Source organism: Shewanella sp. SG44-6 (assembly GCF_014164185.1).
In the GTDB taxonomy this organism is placed as follows: Bacteria; Pseudomonadota; Gammaproteobacteria; order Enterobacterales; family Shewanellaceae; genus Shewanella; species Shewanella vesiculosa.
The window spans coordinates 1-17,573 of sequence record NZ_JACJER010000096.1 but is presented as its reverse complement, the minus strand read 5'-3'; the positions used below and the strand labels follow the sequence as shown (position 1 = coordinate 17,573).

15 protein-coding genes and 1 pseudogene are annotated in these 17,573 nt (G+C 41.9%); 13 read left to right on the top strand and 3 right to left on the bottom strand.

Annotated elements, in window-relative coordinates:
• The 7 genes and pseudogenes from H5185_RS15810 to H5185_RS15780 all read left to right on the top strand — a co-directional run.
• Positions 1–719: pseudogene (locus H5185_RS15810) on the top strand (transporter substrate-binding domain-containing protein); the annotation flags it as partial.
• A 95-nt stretch (positions 720–814) separates the two neighbouring features.
• Positions 815–1,513 (top strand): polymorphic toxin-type HINT domain-containing protein, encoded by a 699-nt coding sequence (locus H5185_RS15805; RefSeq protein ID WP_182742585.1) that lies wholly within the window; start codon positions 815–817, stop codon positions 1,511–1,513.
• A 323-nt stretch (positions 1,514–1,836) separates the two neighbouring features.
• Entirely contained in the window at positions 1,837–2,631 is a 795-nt protein-coding gene (locus H5185_RS15800; protein ID WP_182742584.1) for an EcsC family protein, read from the top strand.
• A 330-nt stretch (positions 2,632–2,961) separates the two neighbouring features.
• Entirely contained in the window at positions 2,962–3,885 is a 924-nt protein-coding gene (locus H5185_RS15795; RefSeq protein ID WP_182742583.1) for a formate/nitrite transporter family protein, read from the top strand.
• A gap of 216 nt (positions 3,886–4,101) precedes the next feature.
• Positions 4,102–4,815, top strand: coding sequence for a ZIP family metal transporter (locus tag H5185_RS15790; protein ID WP_182742582.1), 714 nt, complete (start codon positions 4,102–4,104; stop codon positions 4,813–4,815).
• A gap of 313 nt (positions 4,816–5,128) precedes the next feature.
• A complete protein-coding gene (locus H5185_RS15785; protein ID WP_182723747.1) occupies positions 5,129–5,998 on the top strand; it encodes a DMT family transporter in 870 nt (289 codons plus the stop codon).
• 426 nt (positions 5,999–6,424) lie between these two features.
• Positions 6,425–6,757: a multidrug efflux SMR transporter gene (locus H5185_RS15780; protein ID WP_124017758.1), complete on the top strand. Its 333-nt coding sequence runs from the start codon at positions 6,425–6,427 to the stop codon at positions 6,755–6,757.
• Between the two features lie 208 nt (positions 6,758–6,965).
• Here the strand turns inward: H5185_RS15780 and H5185_RS15775 are convergent, their stop codons facing one another.
• Positions 6,966–8,129, bottom strand: a complete 1,164-nt coding sequence (locus tag H5185_RS15775) for an iron-containing alcohol dehydrogenase (RefSeq protein ID WP_182698716.1) — start codon at positions 8,127–8,129, stop codon at positions 6,966–6,968.
• A 253-nt stretch (positions 8,130–8,382) separates the two neighbouring features.
• On the opposite strand from H5185_RS15775, the gene H5185_RS15770 reads away from it, so the two are divergent.
• From H5185_RS15770 to H5185_RS15745, 6 genes are all read left to right on the top strand, one after another.
• On the top strand, positions 8,383–9,252 hold the full coding sequence (locus tag H5185_RS15770) for an AraC family transcriptional regulator (RefSeq protein ID WP_124017756.1): 870 nt from the start codon (positions 8,383–8,385) through the stop codon (positions 9,250–9,252).
• Positions 9,253–9,310: 58 nt separating this feature from the next.
• Complete coding sequence (gene yqfB / locus H5185_RS15765) at positions 9,311–9,634, top strand: N(4)-acetylcytidine aminohydrolase (protein WP_124017755.1); 324 nt, start codon at positions 9,311–9,313, stop codon at positions 9,632–9,634.
• A gap of 354 nt (positions 9,635–9,988) precedes the next feature.
• Positions 9,989–11,326 (top strand): coproporphyrinogen III oxidase family protein, encoded by a 1,338-nt coding sequence (locus tag H5185_RS15760; protein ID WP_182742581.1) that lies wholly within the window; start codon positions 9,989–9,991, stop codon positions 11,324–11,326.
• A gap of 90 nt (positions 11,327–11,416) precedes the next feature.
• A complete protein-coding gene (locus tag H5185_RS15755; RefSeq protein WP_182742580.1) occupies positions 11,417–12,262 on the top strand; it encodes a PfkB family carbohydrate kinase in 846 nt (281 codons plus the stop codon).
• Between the two features lie 277 nt (positions 12,263–12,539).
• On the top strand, positions 12,540–13,232 hold the full coding sequence (locus H5185_RS15750) for an MOSC domain-containing protein (RefSeq protein WP_124017752.1): 693 nt from the start codon (positions 12,540–12,542) through the stop codon (positions 13,230–13,232).
• A 41-nt stretch (positions 13,233–13,273) separates the two neighbouring features.
• Positions 13,274–13,633: a DUF4870 domain-containing protein gene (locus tag H5185_RS15745; RefSeq protein ID WP_124017751.1), complete on the top strand. Its 360-nt coding sequence runs from the start codon at positions 13,274–13,276 to the stop codon at positions 13,631–13,633.
• A 93-nt stretch (positions 13,634–13,726) separates the two neighbouring features.
• On the opposite strand, the gene H5185_RS15740 is transcribed toward H5185_RS15745, so the two are convergent.
• Together H5185_RS15740 and H5185_RS15735 are read right to left on the bottom strand one after the other, a co-directional pair.
• Complete coding sequence (locus H5185_RS15740) at positions 13,727–15,646, bottom strand: methyl-accepting chemotaxis protein (protein WP_182742579.1); 1,920 nt, start codon at positions 15,644–15,646, stop codon at positions 13,727–13,729.
• 216 nt (positions 15,647–15,862) lie between these two features.
• Positions 15,863–17,512, bottom strand: coding sequence for an electron transfer flavoprotein-ubiquinone oxidoreductase (locus tag H5185_RS15735; RefSeq protein ID WP_124017749.1), 1,650 nt, complete (start codon positions 17,510–17,512; stop codon positions 15,863–15,865).
• Between the last annotated feature and the right edge of the window lie 61 nt (positions 17,513–17,573).

Below are 17,573 nucleotides of genomic sequence, written 5' to 3'. Positions count from 1 at the left end.
GGATGGGGATAGGGATAGGAATGAGCTTTGTATTCCACTCTTCATTTGATGCTTCGGCCATAACATTAATCGTTTGGCCATCCTGTAATGATTTAAATATCCGATTTCGACTCATCACCATCCGCAAAGGCATTCAAGGGTTTAGAGTTTTTATTATTAAAAATGAAAATAAAAACTTGTTGGCCAATATTGATTCACTAGAGCAATTGATGAGGCTGCGAACCGGTTCAGGTAGTCAGTGGTCTACCAGGGTTGCTATGAAACAAGCAGGATTCGATGTGGTGGAGAGCGCGCAGTACGATAGTTTATTCAATATGCTTTCAAAAGGACGTTTTATCACATTTGGGCGTGGAGTGAATGAGGCTTATCAAGAGGTTGAGTTATTTCAAAAGCGTTATCCTGAATTAATCGTAGATGAACATATTGTGCTTAATATCCCTCTGGCGACTTATTATTATGTATCACCTACAAAGCCTAGGTTAGCGAATAGAATCAAGGTTGGTTTACTGAGAATGATTGAAAATGGCAAGTTTGATAAACTTTTCTATCAATGGCATTGCGAGTACTTAATGCGAAGTCAGCTTAACAAACGCAAATTATTTAAAATTAGTAACCCGCTGGTAGTCGAATCACAAATGACTTCGATTATGGGTAAAGACTTTTTGTTTAATTCAAGTTTGGATGCATCATCTATCTGTCAAAAGTACCTTAAACCATAATAACCAATGACAAATGGTTCAGTGAGTATTCTCTAAGTCGTTAAGAATACTCATTTATGCCGATTTAACCACTATTTGGAAATATTACTGCCGTCATGCTAGAGATTAACTATTCTATTGGTGACCTAAAAACCTCGATGCTGGTTGTAGAAGATCATCATTTTTACCTTCTAACTGAGGTATGGGTAAAGGCTGAAGAGCTGAGCATCGGTGATAAAATAGTTGCTTGTAGTGATGCTGTCGCTGAGATAGACAAGATCAATAAAGTTGAAGATTCACATCATTGCCAAGATTTAAAAATAAGCCACAATCATAATTATTTTGTCACCACTACTCGTCCGGCTTTTCATGACATGCTTTGCGATAGGGCGCCAATCGATAAACTTGAACTTATGGCCTATGAGTTGGCCAATAGACCCTCTAACTATCCTGATGGTAGGCTGACCGGTTACCATGGTGGGCCTTGGGTTGCGGCTAAATATTTACATCGCGATCCCGACAAGGAAGTTATCGGTTGGGGCCGTGCTAATGACAGCATGTGCGCTGAAGATGCAGCTGTAAGTGATTTGAGGCAAAAATTGGGTGATGCGATTGTGCTACATCGAAGTAATGTAACTATTTCTCATGCCTATTTGAGAAAATATACTAAAAAAGGCCGCTTTGTGAATACAATGAGTCCTTGTATTCACTGTCGTGATAACTATGGTAGTGCACTAAATGACCTCACAGTTGGTGTGAGTAATTTAGCTAAAGACGGTCGTGATTATTTGCCCCCAGTCGAAGAGTCATCCTAAGTTACATAGTGATTAACCACCCGAAACTCCAAATCAACAATCCCAGTTCAGCTTGAGATTAAGCCTATCTGCATATTTTATATCGCTCGATTTTATTGCACTAATGAATAAATTTTGCGGCAGCAATTATCTGGAAAACCTGACAGATAATGATTGTCGCAAGCGATGATGTTGGATTTGGTAATAGGAAACTGTAGGCTTATTGTTGAATAAGAGCTTTAAGTTGATTTGCAACCGACGCTATTTTACGTCAAATTAGTTTCAGTGATTTAGGTTTATTATAGAACTGCTCAGGTGCCTTGTCTCACTACTAAGGAATTTACGTGAATATTTCAGAATCACACAGAAAAGAGCTTTTGGTTGCTAAATCGCTATTAGAAAACCCTGGTCTAGCGGTAAAAATAACCAGCTTTATAGGTACTCCTATTGAAAAAGGTTTAGCGTTACTACCTGAAAATTGGAATAAAAATATTGCCAAAGTCACAGAAAAATCGCTACTTAAAGCGTCTGATGCGGCGATATTTACAATGAAAGATATTCCCGGAGAACAGTCGTCTAATGTTTGGCATAAATTAGGCGTTGCGGTGAGTGGTGGTATGGGTGGTTTTTTTGGCTTAGCTGCAATTGCCGTTGAGCTTCCTATTTCGACAGCAATAATGTTGCGCTCTATCGCTGATATTGCTCGAAGTGAAGGCGAGTTGATTACTACGCTGGAAACCAAGATGGCTTGTTTAGAGGTCTTTGCATTAGGAGGCGCAAGTGATTTGGATGATAGTAGTGAATCAGGATACTTTGCCATACGCGCTACGCTAGCTAAATCTGTGTCTGAAGCCACTGAATTTATGCTTAAAAAAGGGCTTACCGATGAGGCCGCGCCTATTTTAGTTAAGTTAATTACTAAAATCGCTGAAAAGTTTGGCGTTCAAGTGACGCAAAAAGCTGCAGCTCAAGCTGTACCCGCTATCGGCGCAGCTGGTGGCGCTGTCATCAATACTTTGTTTATTGATCATTTTCAAGACATGGCCAGAGGGCATTTTATTGTACGAAAGTTAGAGCGAGTATACGGACATGAAAGTGTAAAAATCGCCTATGAATCGTTAGCTCAAAAAGGCAATTGATAACTTCATATGCGCAATTTATTTTGATAATAAGCGTATTTCATACGCCAGTTTTGTTGCGCTTATACGTCAATGCGCTTTGTGTACTAAATCAATTACTCGTTTGATATCAGTGATGCAAACCGTTCGGTTTGGACTGGCTTAATTCATCTCTTATATTCAATAGCGGTTCTGTAAACACAAGCTCGCAGGTACATTATCGACCAGTAATACCCTAGCCAGACCATTATACTGCTCGCTGTGTTTGTTGAATAGATGACATAAAGCATCTATTCTTTATGCACTTAGCTATAACATCAAGCTGGATTTTAGTCAGAGAAGGATAGCAATATGACACAACCTGTACCTGAACAGGTCGATAATACTAAGTCGTCAACAACCGACGATCTACAGCCAAACAACAAGGCTGTTAAACGTGAAGAGCGGCAGAAGCAGTCAACAAAAGTAGAGATAGCGTTGACAGGCTCAGAGCGTGAAGCTGTGGATGAGCATGGCAGTCTTTCATCACTCACCGTCTATTCTATTATTCTGCGTGAAGGTCAGGAGGAACTGCAGCGGCCGCTACTCTCTTTGTGGTGGTCTGGTATCGCGGCTGGTATCGGTATTTCATCATCGGTGTTGGCTGAAGGTATCATCCGAAGTAATCTAGGCTCCGATCACCCTTATTTGTCGCTTATTGAAAGCCTTGGATACACTTTTGGTTTTGTACTCGTCATTTTAGCAAGACTGCAGCTGTTTACTGAAAACACCATCACAGTCGTACTGCCGCTGCTAGCCAGCACAACACAGCGTCGTCTGGTTTGCACTGCTCGCTTGTGGGCTGTGGTATTGGCCGCTAATTTCGTTGGCACTTTGTTTACCGCGGCTATTTTCGTTCACGGTAGCGTTTTAACAGAAGAGATCCTTAGCGCGGTTCTCCAGATATCACGCCATGTCGCCGAGTTAACGCCGGCAGAGACACTGATGCGCGGTATTCCGGCGGGCTTTTTTATAGCCGTACTGGTGTGGATGTTGCCCTCGGCAAAAGGGTCTGAAGTGCTGGTTATTATTATGTTTACATGGTTAATTGCCGCTGGAGGCTTTACTCATGTTATTGCTGGCTCCAATGAAATATTTAGCCTTGTTGTCAATGGGGAGATGAATATGTTCACTGCGCTATCACACCATATCGGTCCCATGCTGCTGGGCAATATTATTGGCGGTACAGGGCTGTTCGCCATGTTAGCTTATGGCCAAGTTAGAGAAGAAATGTAAATTTCATATTGAAACAAGTGATGTTGTCTATTCTCAACATGGCTGACGTGGTTGTTTTTATATGATTTATTGGAGCCATTTCATCAGGCGCTTGATTTATAATGAGTCAGCACCTGTCTTAAATGATGACGATGTTGGCTGCCCCCATATCGTCTCACATAGCTTAGTCCTGTTATGCAGGTTACAGCAGCGTAATACTCTTTTAAGGATTTAATCATGTCTTTGCTGCTAACGGTTTTAGCAACCACATTGCTTGCTGGTTTGGCTATGCCATTAGGGGCCTTAATTGCCCGTTTTGAGAACGTCAGCAGTGAGTGGCTTGAGCAGGAGTTTAGGCACAGTGTCATGGCTTTTGGCGGTGGGGCACTATTGTCTGCCGTTGCTTTGGTTTTAGTACCAGAGGGTATAGCGCATCTTAAGCCATTATCTGCTTGTATCTGGTTTATGGTCGGTGGGCTGAGCTTTATGGCCCTTGATATTTACCTGCAAAAAATAGCGACGCCTGCTAGCCAGCTTGCTGCAATGCTGGCTGACTTTATCCCTGAGTCCATTGCTCTGGGAGCCGCATTTGCAACGGGCAGCAGTAATGCATTTTTACTTGCAGCGTTAATCGCGCTCCAAAATGTGCCAGAAGGATTTAGTGCTTATCGTGAGTTAAATGGCTCTTCTGCTTTTCGGCCCCATAAAATTATTCTTATGTTTTGTTTTATGGCATTGCTGGGTCCCATAGCAGCCATGTCTGGCTATTTATGGCTTTCAGAGTCGCCAAAAGTGATTGCCGCAGTCATGCTGTTTGCCTCTGGCGGTATTCTCTATTCAATATTTCAAGATTTAGCTCCTCAGGTAAAACTAGAACAACGTTGGGCACCGCCAATGGGAGCTGTATTAGGGTTTTGCCTTGGTATGCTGGGGTTAATGTTAACCGCATAATCAATACTATCGTTAGGTAACATTGGACAATCTCCAGACGACAAAGAGAGTCAACAAAAAAGGATGATGCTCAGTTAACTTATCTACATTTAACCATCGTTGTGCCAGCCTTTATGTCGAGTAGATAATTAACTCTGTGGATTTTTGCTTAGCCGGTCGACGGCCTCACATATCATTAACCTCTGTTGTTATCTTTTCGGTATCTGAATGATATAACTTGTGTGACAGACGGTAATTATTGCTGCAGGGTTTTATCTGTCTCAGGTAGAATGCCGACCCAGCACTTCGTTTTTTATTTTTGGATATCCTCTAAATGCAAATCAATCGTGTACTTCTGACCGCTGTCGGTAGTGTTTTACTGGCTATGGTGACCATTCAATCCGGCGCTTCTTTAGCAAAGCAACTTTTCCCTTTGGTTGGGCCAGAAGGCACCACCGCTTTGCGTTTAGGCTTTGCTGCTACCGTACTTTGGTTGGTGTTTCGCCCATGGCGAGCATTACCACAAGGCCGAGATTGGCAGAGCATTATTATTTATGGCCTATGTTTAGGTGGGATGAATATCCTGTTTTACTTAGCCATTGATCGCATTCCTCTGGGGATAGCTGTTGCGCTGGAGTTCACTGGCCCTTTAGCGGTCGCTTTATTTGGCTCTAAGCGCAAAAGTGATCTGTTTTGGGTTGCCTGTGCTATTGCGGGGATTTTGCTGTTAATGCCTGATTTATCTAGCGCACAAGGGCTTGATCTCACTGGTGCATTAATGGCATTAGGCGCCGGAGCATGTTGGGCTGGTTATATTTTGTTTGGAACTCGCACAGGCAAGCAAGCATCAGGTGGCATCACCGTTGCCTTAGGCATGACTGTTGCTGCAGTCGTTCTGGTACCTATTGGCGCAGTTAGCCAAGGCATGGCATTACTGAGCTGGGAAGTGTTACCGCTTGGATTATTAGTCGGGGTGTTATCCAGCGCTTTGCCTTATTCTTTAGAAATGGTGGCCTTGAGAAATATGCCGACACAAGCTTTTAGTGTGTTGATGAGTTTAGAGCCTGCAATTGCCGCATTGGCGGGTTTTATTATTTTAAGTGAGCAATTGACCTTGCTCCAGTGGGCCGCAATCGGTTTAGTGATTATCGCTTCTATCGGCAGTAGTTTTACGCCTAAAAAAGCCATTGAGATGGGCGTGTAGCTTTGTTGATAGTTTTTGTTTGCTTAATACATTGATATTTATGCTTTGGCTTGTCGTTAAAGTTGCTACGAGCCACAATGGCTAGCTTATGCTGGCTGTATGTTTAGGGTTAACTTTGAAGCTGAATTATAATTTTTCGCTCATTGATTCCAGCTATGGATTCTAGGTGTCGCCAGCCATATTTTTCACATCTTGTCGCTCATCGTTTTTATCGCCGATAGGTCACAGGCACAATGATCAAGATAGCAGCTTAATGTTTTCTGCTTACAACCGTAATGTTATCGCTTAATAAATGGCGATGTTAGCCACGTATTATGTGGTTGTTAAATCTACTGTGGCACAGAAGAGGAGATAAAAGACTAGACTGTTTTTTTATTATTTAGGCTTTATACTTCCCGGCTGTTTTGTCTTTATAGAATGTAAAACATGAAAAGTTGGATATTTTTAAGTGTAGCCATTTTAACTGAAGTGGTAGCCACTTCAGCGCTAAAAGCCAGTGATGGATTTTCAAAATTAGCGCCTTCAATCGTAGTTGTTGTCGGCTACGTATTATCTTTTTATTTTTTATCTCTCGCACTAAAAAGTATTCCTGTTGGTGTTGCTTACGCTACTTGGGCTGGACTGGGTATCGTATTAATTACACTTATTGCTTGGGTGATGTATGGGCAAAAATTAGATTTAGGTGCACTGGTGGGGATGGCGTTCATTTTAGTCGGTGTCGTTGTGATGAATTTATTCTCAAATGTGACTCCGCATTAGCGCGTTAACTAATAAGTAGGCACTGAGCTATTGAGCCCTGGTCTGTTAAGTAACGGTATTGATTAGCAACTTATTGTGCGCATTCGTCGTCCGTTTCGAGGTAATAAAAAGGGCTTAACAATGATAGTCATTGTTAAGCCCTTTTTTGTATCAGTGGTAACTCAAGCCCAAACGATCAATGAGTTTATCGTTTGGGTTATCAGTACTATTACCACGCCATGTCTAAAATCTTGCGACTGGTAGCTAAATCTACTTTGCCGCTTTCAGATAATGCCGTCATACCGTGTGCTTCTAAAGCATCTATCACTAGGCCAAGCTGATCTTGAGTGACACCATGATCGCGCAAGCGTGTCGGTAACCCTACTTGCTTGAAGAACGCCTCTGTTTTATCAATCGCTTGATCTACACGGCTGCCTTCATCACCTTCAGTAATATCCCAAACGCGTGCAGCGTATTGCACTAATTTAGCGTGCTTTTGCTCTTTTAATACGCGCCATAATGATGGCAACACAACGGCTAAGGTTTGCGCATGGTCAATATGGAATAATGCAGTTAACTCATGGCCAATCATGTGCGTCGACCAATCTAAAGGAACGCCAGTGCCGATCATGCCGTTTAAGGCCGATGTTGCACTCCACATTAAGTTAGCACGAGCATCATAATTGGTTGGTTCTTCAACCGTAATAGGACCAACTTCGATTAGGGTACGTAAAATACCTTCAGCCATGCGGTCTTGTACACGGGCATCAACAGGATAGGTCGCATATTGCTCAAGTACGTGTACAAAGGCATCGACTACACCATTTGCCACTTGGATTTTTGGTAAGCTAAAAGTCAATTCTGGATCAAGCATGGCAAACGTTGGGTAAACGCATGGATGATTTACCGGGAATTTACCACCTTTATAGCTGACTACTGCAAAGGCGTTCATTTCAGAACCCGTCGCAGGAAGCGTTGCAATAACTCCCAGTGGAATAACCTTGTCGTTAGCCACGGGTACCGGTGTAAAGCCGTGATGTAATAAGCTTGCCGTGTCGCCATCAAACTGAGTCGCTAAAGCGATAAACTTAGTACCGTCCATCACTGAGCCACCACCAACAGCGAGTAAGAAGTCGATGTTTTCTTTACGAGCAACTTCAACCGCTTTAATGAGTGTGTCGTACTTAGGGTTCGCTTCAATGCCGCCGAACTCAAATACTACGCGGTCACCTAATGCAGCTTTAACTTTATCTAATGTGCCAAAACGCTGAACGCTGCCACCGCCATAAGTGATTAATACTCTTGCATTGGCTGGAACAAGCTGATCTAACTCTGCGATACGGTCTTTACCGAAAACAACATGTGTAGGGTTACGATAATCAAAATTAAGCATAATAGACGCCTTTTGGTTTTGCGCTGAAACAAAGAGTTGGCTTCTTGTGTATATAGGTTTTTTATACACAACAGCAACGATAAATCATCTGGCTATGATAGCCCTTTGAGTCAAAATAAACATACACAGAACTATCGTGTTCATGCCTATTCCTATCTTTATTATATAAATATGATTGTTTTTAGATAAATTAAATACCTTTTTCTGCTTTTTTGCTAGTATCAATACCATAATTTATTCTGAGGGAAAGGGTATGAGTGAGATAGCAAGATTAATGGCGCCGCTTGCGCCTAAAGAGGGCGTTAATCATACTCATTTAGCGGGTGTTAATGTATTTCGTAGCTCGCAGTATGGCGCGCGTGGACCAATGTGCTACTCGCAAGGTGTACTCATTGTTGGCCAAGGTAAAAAGCGGGTTTACTTAGACAATCAAAGCTTCGATTACGATCGCCAGCGTTCATTAGTGATGACGGTACCATTGCCGGTAGAGTGTGAAACCTTCGCCAGTATTGAAGAACCGGTATTAGTGTTGATGGTTGATATCGACTTAGTACAGCTTAATTATATTATTCGGCTGATGGACGAGCATAATCAAATCCCCAAAGATTTAAATGAATCGCGTCAGAGTGGTTTTTTTGTTGCAGACAACACTGAAGACATGGATTGTAGCGTGATTAGACTATTGCAAGCATTGCAATCACCGCTTGAGGCTAAAGTGATGGGTGAGGCGTTAGTGCTTGAGCTGTTATATCGTTTGTTAGACTCACCTAACGCAGCGCCATTGTATGCATTATCCTTAAGCCACACACGTTTATCTAGGGTTGAAAAAGCCCTCAGTTATATTCATAAGCATTATGGTGAGTCGGTCGAAGTCGACACATTAGCCAGCCTAGTTAATATGAGCCCGTCTGCATTTCATCGTTGCTTTAAAGAAGTCACCGCATCTTCACCGATACAATACTTGAAGAAAATTCGCCTGAATAAGGCCAAAGCATTACTGCAACTGCAAAAACTCAAGGTCAAAGAGGTATCGACACAAGTGGGTTATGAAAGTACTGCCCAGTTTAGTCGTGAGTTTAAACGCTACTTTGATCAAAGCCCGGGCGAGTGCGCTAGGTTATAATATTTTATATCGATAAGGTGCTATAAACCCATCTTATTTTTTCTGTTAAGGTTTCCTTATGTCAGCTGCACCAACGCAAATTACCTTTTTTGAATTTTTAACGCCGTTAGTCGCATCTGGACTAAAAACCATTACTATCCGCGATATAAGCGAGAGCCATTACCAACCTGGTAGCCAAGTTGAGGTGTTCACTCTCGAAAACCATATTAAAGTGTGTGACATTATGATTTTGGCGGTTGAGCCATTAGCATTTGCTGACATTAATGAGTTTCATGCCGCCCAAGAAAGCTTGCCATTAGCAGAGTTAAAGCTGCTTATTCAGAAGGTCTATCCTAATCAGCCAACATTATTTATGATTTCATTTAAATTGGTTGCAGCTTAATCGCTATTATTTCCCTAAATGCTGCACTAAGACTAAGACTAAGACTAAGAGTATCCAGATTCTATTTTATTCCTAACCAATTATTCGATAGTGCGCGATCTAGCCTTTATTTTATCTGTTTGTTTTGGTTGCTGCATAAACTGTTTCATTTGCGCTCCAACAGCAGTGTCTAAAACATGATCTGCTTAACAAATGGGTAAGGATAAGCGTGTTAGTTTATGTATTTGTTGGCGAGTTCGCATTTTAGCAATTTATAAAGTGTTATTTTGATTTCCTGCATCGACAGTGCGTCTTTTATTTAGCGCTTTTTATCAATGGTTTTGCTCCCAGTGACTCATTCAGTTAGGATTTTTTATGTCTCCAATTATTCAATCAGCCAGTCATGAGCTGATTAAACCTTATCAGTCAAATATTACGGTACCCAATTGGATGATCAGTTCTATGGAGCGGGTGATGCAATATTATGTTGATAAGAATTTGCGTCTCGACACCATCTCAACAGACCGCATGCCTAAGCCCGTTGAAGGCAAAAAATACATGTTGTACGCACACATTCCGTTTTGCCATACCTTGTGTTCATTTTGTACTTTTCACCGATTTTTATTCCGTGAAGACAAAGCGCGCGAATATTTTATGGCGCTGCGCAAAGAAATGCAAATGGCCAAAGATTTAGGCTATGAGTTTGAATCTATGTACATTGGTGGCGGAACGACTACCGTACTTGAAGATGAATTAGCCCGCACAATTGAACACGCAAAAAATCTCTTTCCTGGCATTAAAGAAGTCTCTTGTGAGTCGGATCCACAACATTTAGCCAGCCCTGAGTTTAAGCAGTTAAAAGGTTTGGTCGACAGAATGTCGATTGGGGTACAAAGCTTTGACGACGGCATTTTAAAAATGACTGATCGATTAGATAAGTTTGGTTCAGGCCAGCAAACCTTTGACCGCATTATGGCAGCTAAAGAGCTATTTCCGATCATTAACGTTGATTTGATTTTTGGCTTTCGTGGGCAAACAGAAGAGATTATTCGGTCTGACCTTGAAATGGCGTCTAAACTCGATCCGCGCCAAATTACCACTTATCCATTGATGATCACCCATCAAACGCGTAAAAGTGTCAAAGCAGATCTGGCAGCACCTCATGGTGAAATGGTTAATCAGTACCGCCAAATTTTAAATCGCTTAACTGGGCAATATACTCAATTGTCTGCATGGGCGTTTGGTAAAACCAATGATGAAGGTTTTGATGAGTATGTGATCGACTATGATGAATATCTTGGTGTCGGTTCAGGCTCATTTAGTTTTTTAAATGACACCTTATATGTAAATACTTTTTCGCTAAAAAAATATCAACAACGTATTGCTGAAGGTCGAATGGCTGTTGAGCAACAGAAAAAATATCAGCTAAAAGAAGTCATGCAGTATCGTTTTTTACTGGGGATGTTTTCTGGGCGTTTATCGCGTCAATATTTTCGCGATACTTTTAACGTTAATCTAGATACCGCCTTGTTTAAAGAAATGGCATCAATGAAAGCCATGGGGGCACTGAAAAATGATCCTATTAATCCTGACAAACTGATTGTGACCGACAATGGCAAAATGCTCGGATTATTGATGATGAAGGAGTTTTACTCGGGTATGGACAATGTGCGCGCCCAATTACGTCAACCACTTGCTGAAGCGGATATGTGATCCTGTGATCAACCACCAAAGGCCGTGTTAATCACGGCCTTTTTGTTATACTCAAGGTTCTTTTTCACTACACTTTTTTAGGTGAGTTGCATGGCTAATATTCTTTTGCTTGCCAATATTAATTGTGATCGCATTCTAATGCTTGATAAACCCTTACAAACCGGTGGTCGATTTCATTATCAAGACGGTGGGTTACGTTTAGGCGGTGGCGGCGCGAACACTGGCTTAGGTTTAGTATGGGCCCAGCACAATGTGTCATTGGTGAGTGAGGTTGGCAGTGATGATATTGGCGATTGGATTTTAGCTAAGGCCAGCACTTTAGGGCTTGATTGTCGCTTAGTGCATCGTTTTAATGGCAATACGTGTGAGATGCTATTGGTGATGACCCCGGATGGTGAACGCACCATTATTCGCCCTCAGCGACCTATTTTTGAACTGCCAGTGCCGCCTAAATGGCATCATTGGGATGCCTTTTATATTAACTCTTCGGCAAAAGGTGCTGGTGTTTGGGCGGCAAATGCTATTGCATCCAATCCTAACTGCAAAGTGATATCTCAACTGGCGAAAGATGAACGTAACCGTCCTTGTCATGTACTCATCGCGTCGATTACCGACATGCAAGGGCGCTGTAATCAAGACCCATGGCTATTTGCTTACGCGATTGCGGGTGATGCATTGGAGTACTTTATTGTCACCGATGGTGACCAGGGGGCTATGGTGTACAGTGCCGACGATGAACAACATGTGCCCGCGGTTATTGCTGACGTTATTGACACCACAGGGGCCGGCGATGCTTATGCTGCTGGGGTTATTCATGGTTTATGTCAGCAGATGTCAATTATCGATGCGATGCATGAAGGCGCTTTGTGGGCCTCATTTGCCGTTGCCACCCAAAGCTCAATTCCTGGCGAGGCCTTAAAACAGTACTTAAGTTAACGGCTATGAGTAATGATTAACTTTGAGGATGAATACATGTCTATGCACATGACTAAAATAGTCTTCGATTGTCATTTTAGTGTCATTGTTAGCGCTTATGATAAGTCCGTCTAAACAACTTTTATAGTGTCGGATGGTTAAGATCATTTTTCACTATGTTTTTAAGTATTATCTCCCATTATATTTATGGCCTTACTCTTCCCCAGTAAGGCTTTTTTTTGTCTGAAAATTGGGTATATTGGCACTCTGTAATCATGTTTAAGCAAGGACCCGCTGGATGAGTAAGCTATGGGTGAAAGGTATTTCTGGGTTATATTTAGGTGATCAAGTGCAAATGCATAATGGTGTTGCCAGTTGCATTAACCAAAAACATATCGCTAAGCAGTTAACCGTGCAATTTGATCGAGTTATCGGTAATAGCGAGGCTGATCCTAAGCATCATGGCGGGCTAGATAGAGTGCTGCATCATTTCCCGCGAGAGCATTATGGTCAGTACCGCCGCTGGGATTTAATGTCGACCTTTTTTGATGCACCTTCAATGGGTGAGAATATCAGTACTGTCGGCCTTAATGAGGCGCAAGTTTATATTGGTGATATAGTCCAAATTGGAGATGTGACATTACAAGTTACCCAGCCGCGATCACCTTGTTTTAAACTCAACTTGCAATTTGGTCACCCTAAATTTGCTTTAGCAATGCAAGAAAGTCGCATGTGTGGCTGGTTTTACCGAGTGCTATCGGAAGGCGATATTAATCCGAATGACAGTATTGTTTTGTTAGAAAGAAAAACGGATATCAGTGTAGCTAAAGCGATGCAGATATATTTTTTAGCAGAATTTGATGCTGCGCAATATCAGATACTGCTTGAATGTGAAGGTTTAGCGCAAACTTGGGTTAACTCATTACAGCGCCGACTTGATCAACAAAGTATAGAAGATTGGGCGATGCGCTTGTATGGCAATGCCAGTTAGTTAACCATAATATTATAAGAACTCTTGATAAGGAATATCACATGACCGAACTAACAGACACATTATCCAAAGACGCTAAAAATATGGGATTATTAGTACATGCCGCCAGTTTTGTCGGTTATATTTTCCCTCTGGGCAGTGTTCTTGGGCCGTTAATTATCTGGTTAATGAAGCGAGACGAGTTTGAGTTTGTAAACCAATGCGGAAAGAATTGCATTAATTTCAAACTAAGTTTAATGATTTATGCTTTAGTGTCTGGGATATTGATTTTTATTGGTGTGGGCGTATTACTACTGGCAGCGTTAGCATTACTCGACATTGTTTGTACCATTATCGCAATGGTGAAAGCCAGCGATGGCAAAGCTTATCAGTATCCACTGACTATTCGGTTTCTGAAATAACTAGCATGTTAAATATATCGTGATCGGCAACAACCATGAGCATAAAAAACGCCACTCAAATGAGTGGCGTTTTGTTAAAACGATTTATCGCATTTACACTTTAAAACGAGCAACTAGGGTATCCAGTCGAGTGGCTAATTGGTTCAATGACTCACTTGCATGTGCAGCGGCATGAGCTGTTTCTGCGGTACGTTGAGTAATATCGTTGATTTCAGTCACATTACGATTAATGTCTTCAACCACAGTTGATTGCTCTTCCGTCGCGGCTGCAACTTGTATGTTCATATCGCTAATCAGTGCAATTCGTTCACTAATACCGCTTAATGACTGGCTCGCTTCATCAACAGCTGTAACACCCTCATGCGATCGGCTGCGCGATTGTTCCATAGCACTGACTGCTCGCGTCGTTTCTGATTGAAGTTTATCTATCATAGTTTGTACTTCGTTAGTCGAAGCTGCCGTACGAGAAGCTAAGTTACGGACTTCGTCTGCAACAACAGCAAAGCCTCGTCCAGCTTCACCGGCTCGAGCCGCTTCAATTGCCGCGTTCAGTGCCAATAAGTTAGTTTGCTCTGAAATTGCACGAATAACATCTAAAATACTGCCAATCGATTTAGTGTGCGTCGCTAATGATTCAATCACGTCACCGACTTGTTCGACGTCTTTAGATAGTTGATTAATGGTTTCACGTGCCCGTGTTACGACTTTCTGACCTTCAATTGATTCCGCATCTGCATCGCGGGCCGTGACTGCGGCTTGAGCTGCGTTAGTTGCAATTTCATTAACCGTAGCGCCCATTTCGTTAATTGCGGTGACCACCATAATCGTACGATCTTTTTGTAATTGGCTGTCATCTAACGTCTGGTGTGACTGATTTGATACATCAATAGCAGATAAACCTAGTTGTTGGCTTGTGCTGGCCACTTCCAGGACCGTATCTTGGATCTTACTGATAAAGCTATTAAAACCACGAGCAAGCTGAGCAATTTCATCATCACCATTAACGGGTAGTCTTTGACGTAAATCGCCTTCGCCTTCACCAATGTTGCGAAATAGCTCGGCAATATGAGCAATAGGGCGGCTGACGGAACCTGCAACCGCAATCGAGATGGCTATAAATACCACTGCAATAAGAATGGTCCATATTAAGATCTGATAAGCGGACTCTTGTAGTAAGGCAAAGACTTCAGCTTCAGGCACTTGAGCCACTAAATACCAATCCATCGATTCAATATAGCTACTGGCAATCAACATGTGTTGGCCATCAACTTCTGCTTTAACTAAGTTAAAGTCACTTTTATTTAGCAGTTGGTTAGTATTGGCATTAGGGTATAAAGTGCTGAGCTTAGCCTTACCTACTTTATTGGTATCTCGATATAGTTTTACGTCACCTTTAGCATCCACTAAAAAGACAAATCCAGTGTCTTCAATTTTGAATGAATCTAATAAGTTAACCATATCATCTAGTGATTTAGCTAAGCCAACAAGCCCACGACCATTTGGCTGCTGATAGTTAATAAACAGTTTGACTTCACCATTGGCTTCGGTAAAAACATTGAGCATGCGCTCTTGTTTACTGTCGCGGTAATCAAAAAACCAACCGTCTTGCTCAGGGGTTAATACCCGTAAAAAGCCGTCTTGTGTATAGTAAGCTGCGGTTTCGCGATCGGCGTAAGACGCTTGAGCTAAGCCGTACTGATTTTTTAGGTCATTTAATTGTGCGATGACTAGGCTTTCTTGGTCCGCTGGGCGACCATTTTGGAGCCAGCCAAGCAACATTCTGCTATTGGCTAGTTGCTCTGCGGCATTCATTAAACTGCTAATTTGCAGGTCTACGTCATTGCGGATTTGCATGACTATGCTTGGCATTTCTGAATTAAGCATACGTTGCTCGACGATTTGCTTCGCACTGCGTTGACTCAGTAATCCGACTAATATTGTTGATAGCAGTACAGCAACTGTCACTGTCAGCAATATTTTTTGTTTAATGGTAAGGGTATTAAATGTGCTCATCTACAACAGCCTCTTGGGGTATATCTATGATATATCGGACACAATGCCAATAAATTGATAGTTATTTTGCTCTTAAGTTAATTAAGTAAACAAAATAGTCTTTTTGCGTAGGTTGTTCTGATTTTATGTGAGTAATAATAGTCTATAAAACAAAAAAAACGCACCTATATTTAAGTGCGTTTTTCGGCGGAGCTAATATTTTAACTATTGGTTAGCTTACATATTTGGGTAGTTTGGCCCACCGCCGCCTTCTGGAGTGACCCAGGTAATATTTTGGCTCGGATCTTTGATGTCACATGTTTTGCAATGAATACAATTCTGAGCATTTATCACAAATTTTTTGTCGCCGGCTTCTTCAATCACTTCATATACGCCTGCAGGGCAGTATCGTTGCGCGGGTTCATCAAATTTAACTAAGTTGACCGAAATCGGAATACTTTGGTCTTTAAGGTGTAAATGGCACAGTTGATCTTCTTCGTGATAAGTATTCGACAGATATACTGAAGACAGCTTATCGAAACTTAATTTACCGTCAGGTTTAGGATAATCAATCTTATTGTAATCACTGGCTAGGCCTAAAGTTGCGTAATCAGGGGTGGTATCCCTAAAGGTCAGCGGAAATTTACCACCAAACCAATTTTGGTCGATGTAATTAAAAGCGCCACCGACTATGGTGCCAAACTTATGTAATGCAGGACCAAAATTACGTGATTGATACAGTTCATCGTGCAGCCAGCTTTCTTCAAAACGTTGTTGGAAGCAATCGAGATCTTTACCACCTTCGATACCAGCCATCAAGCCTTCGCCTAACACTTTGGCTGCGATGATCCCACTCTTGATCGCGGTATGGGTGCCCTTAATTTTAGCAAAGTTAAGTGTGCCTGCATTACAGCCAATAATTAACCCACCAGGGAAGCTCATTTTAGGCAGTGAATTTAAACCACCTTTAGCAATGGCACGTGCGCCATAAGTTAAGCGCTCACCGCCAGTTAATGTTTTGGCAATCACTGGGTGAGTTTTATAACGTTGAAATTCATCAAATGGGCTGAGGTGAGGGTTTTGGTAATTTAAATCAATAATTAACCCCACTGCAACTTGGTTGTCTTCCATATGATATAGGAATCCCCCTCCAGATGAACCATTCACTAGAGGCCAACCGCCGGTGTGAACGACTTTACCTTGTTGGTGTTGTTCAGCAGGGATTTTCCAAATTTCTTTAAAACCTAAGCCATAATGCTGCGGTGTTTTACCATTGTCTAAATGGTATTTTTGGATCAGCTGTTTACCTAAGTGACCCCGACAACCTTCTGAAAAAACGGTGTATTTAGCATGTAATTCCATGCCTGGCATGTAGCTGTCTTTGTGTTGACCATTTTCGCCAACGCCCATGTCACCAATTAAAATACCTTTGACACTATTGTCTTCATTAAACAGTAATTCACTGGCGGCAAACCCGGGGAAAATTTCTACGCCAAGTGCTTCAGCTCTATTAGCTAACCAACGGGCTAAGTTACCGACACTAATAATGTAATTACCATCGTTGTGCATGGTTTTAGGCACAAAGCTGTTTGGTATTAAGCGCGATTTATTCTCTGAGTTAAGCAGATAAATTTCGTCATGAGTGACTTTAGTCGTTAGCGGGATATCAGATTCACGCCAATCATTAAATAATTCGTCCAATACATCCGCTTCAAATACCGCTCCCGATAAAATATGTGCGCCAACCTCAGAGCCTTTTTCTACCACGCAAACGGTGATTTCCTTGTCGGCATCTTTAGATATTTGCATTAAACGACAAGCTGTTGCTAAACCTGCAGGGCCAGCACCGACTATTACTACGTCGAACTCCATTGACTCGCGTTCCATGTTGTCACCTTTCAAAGTTTCCCGTTCATCGCGGGTTTATTGTTTTTCTACAACGATAACT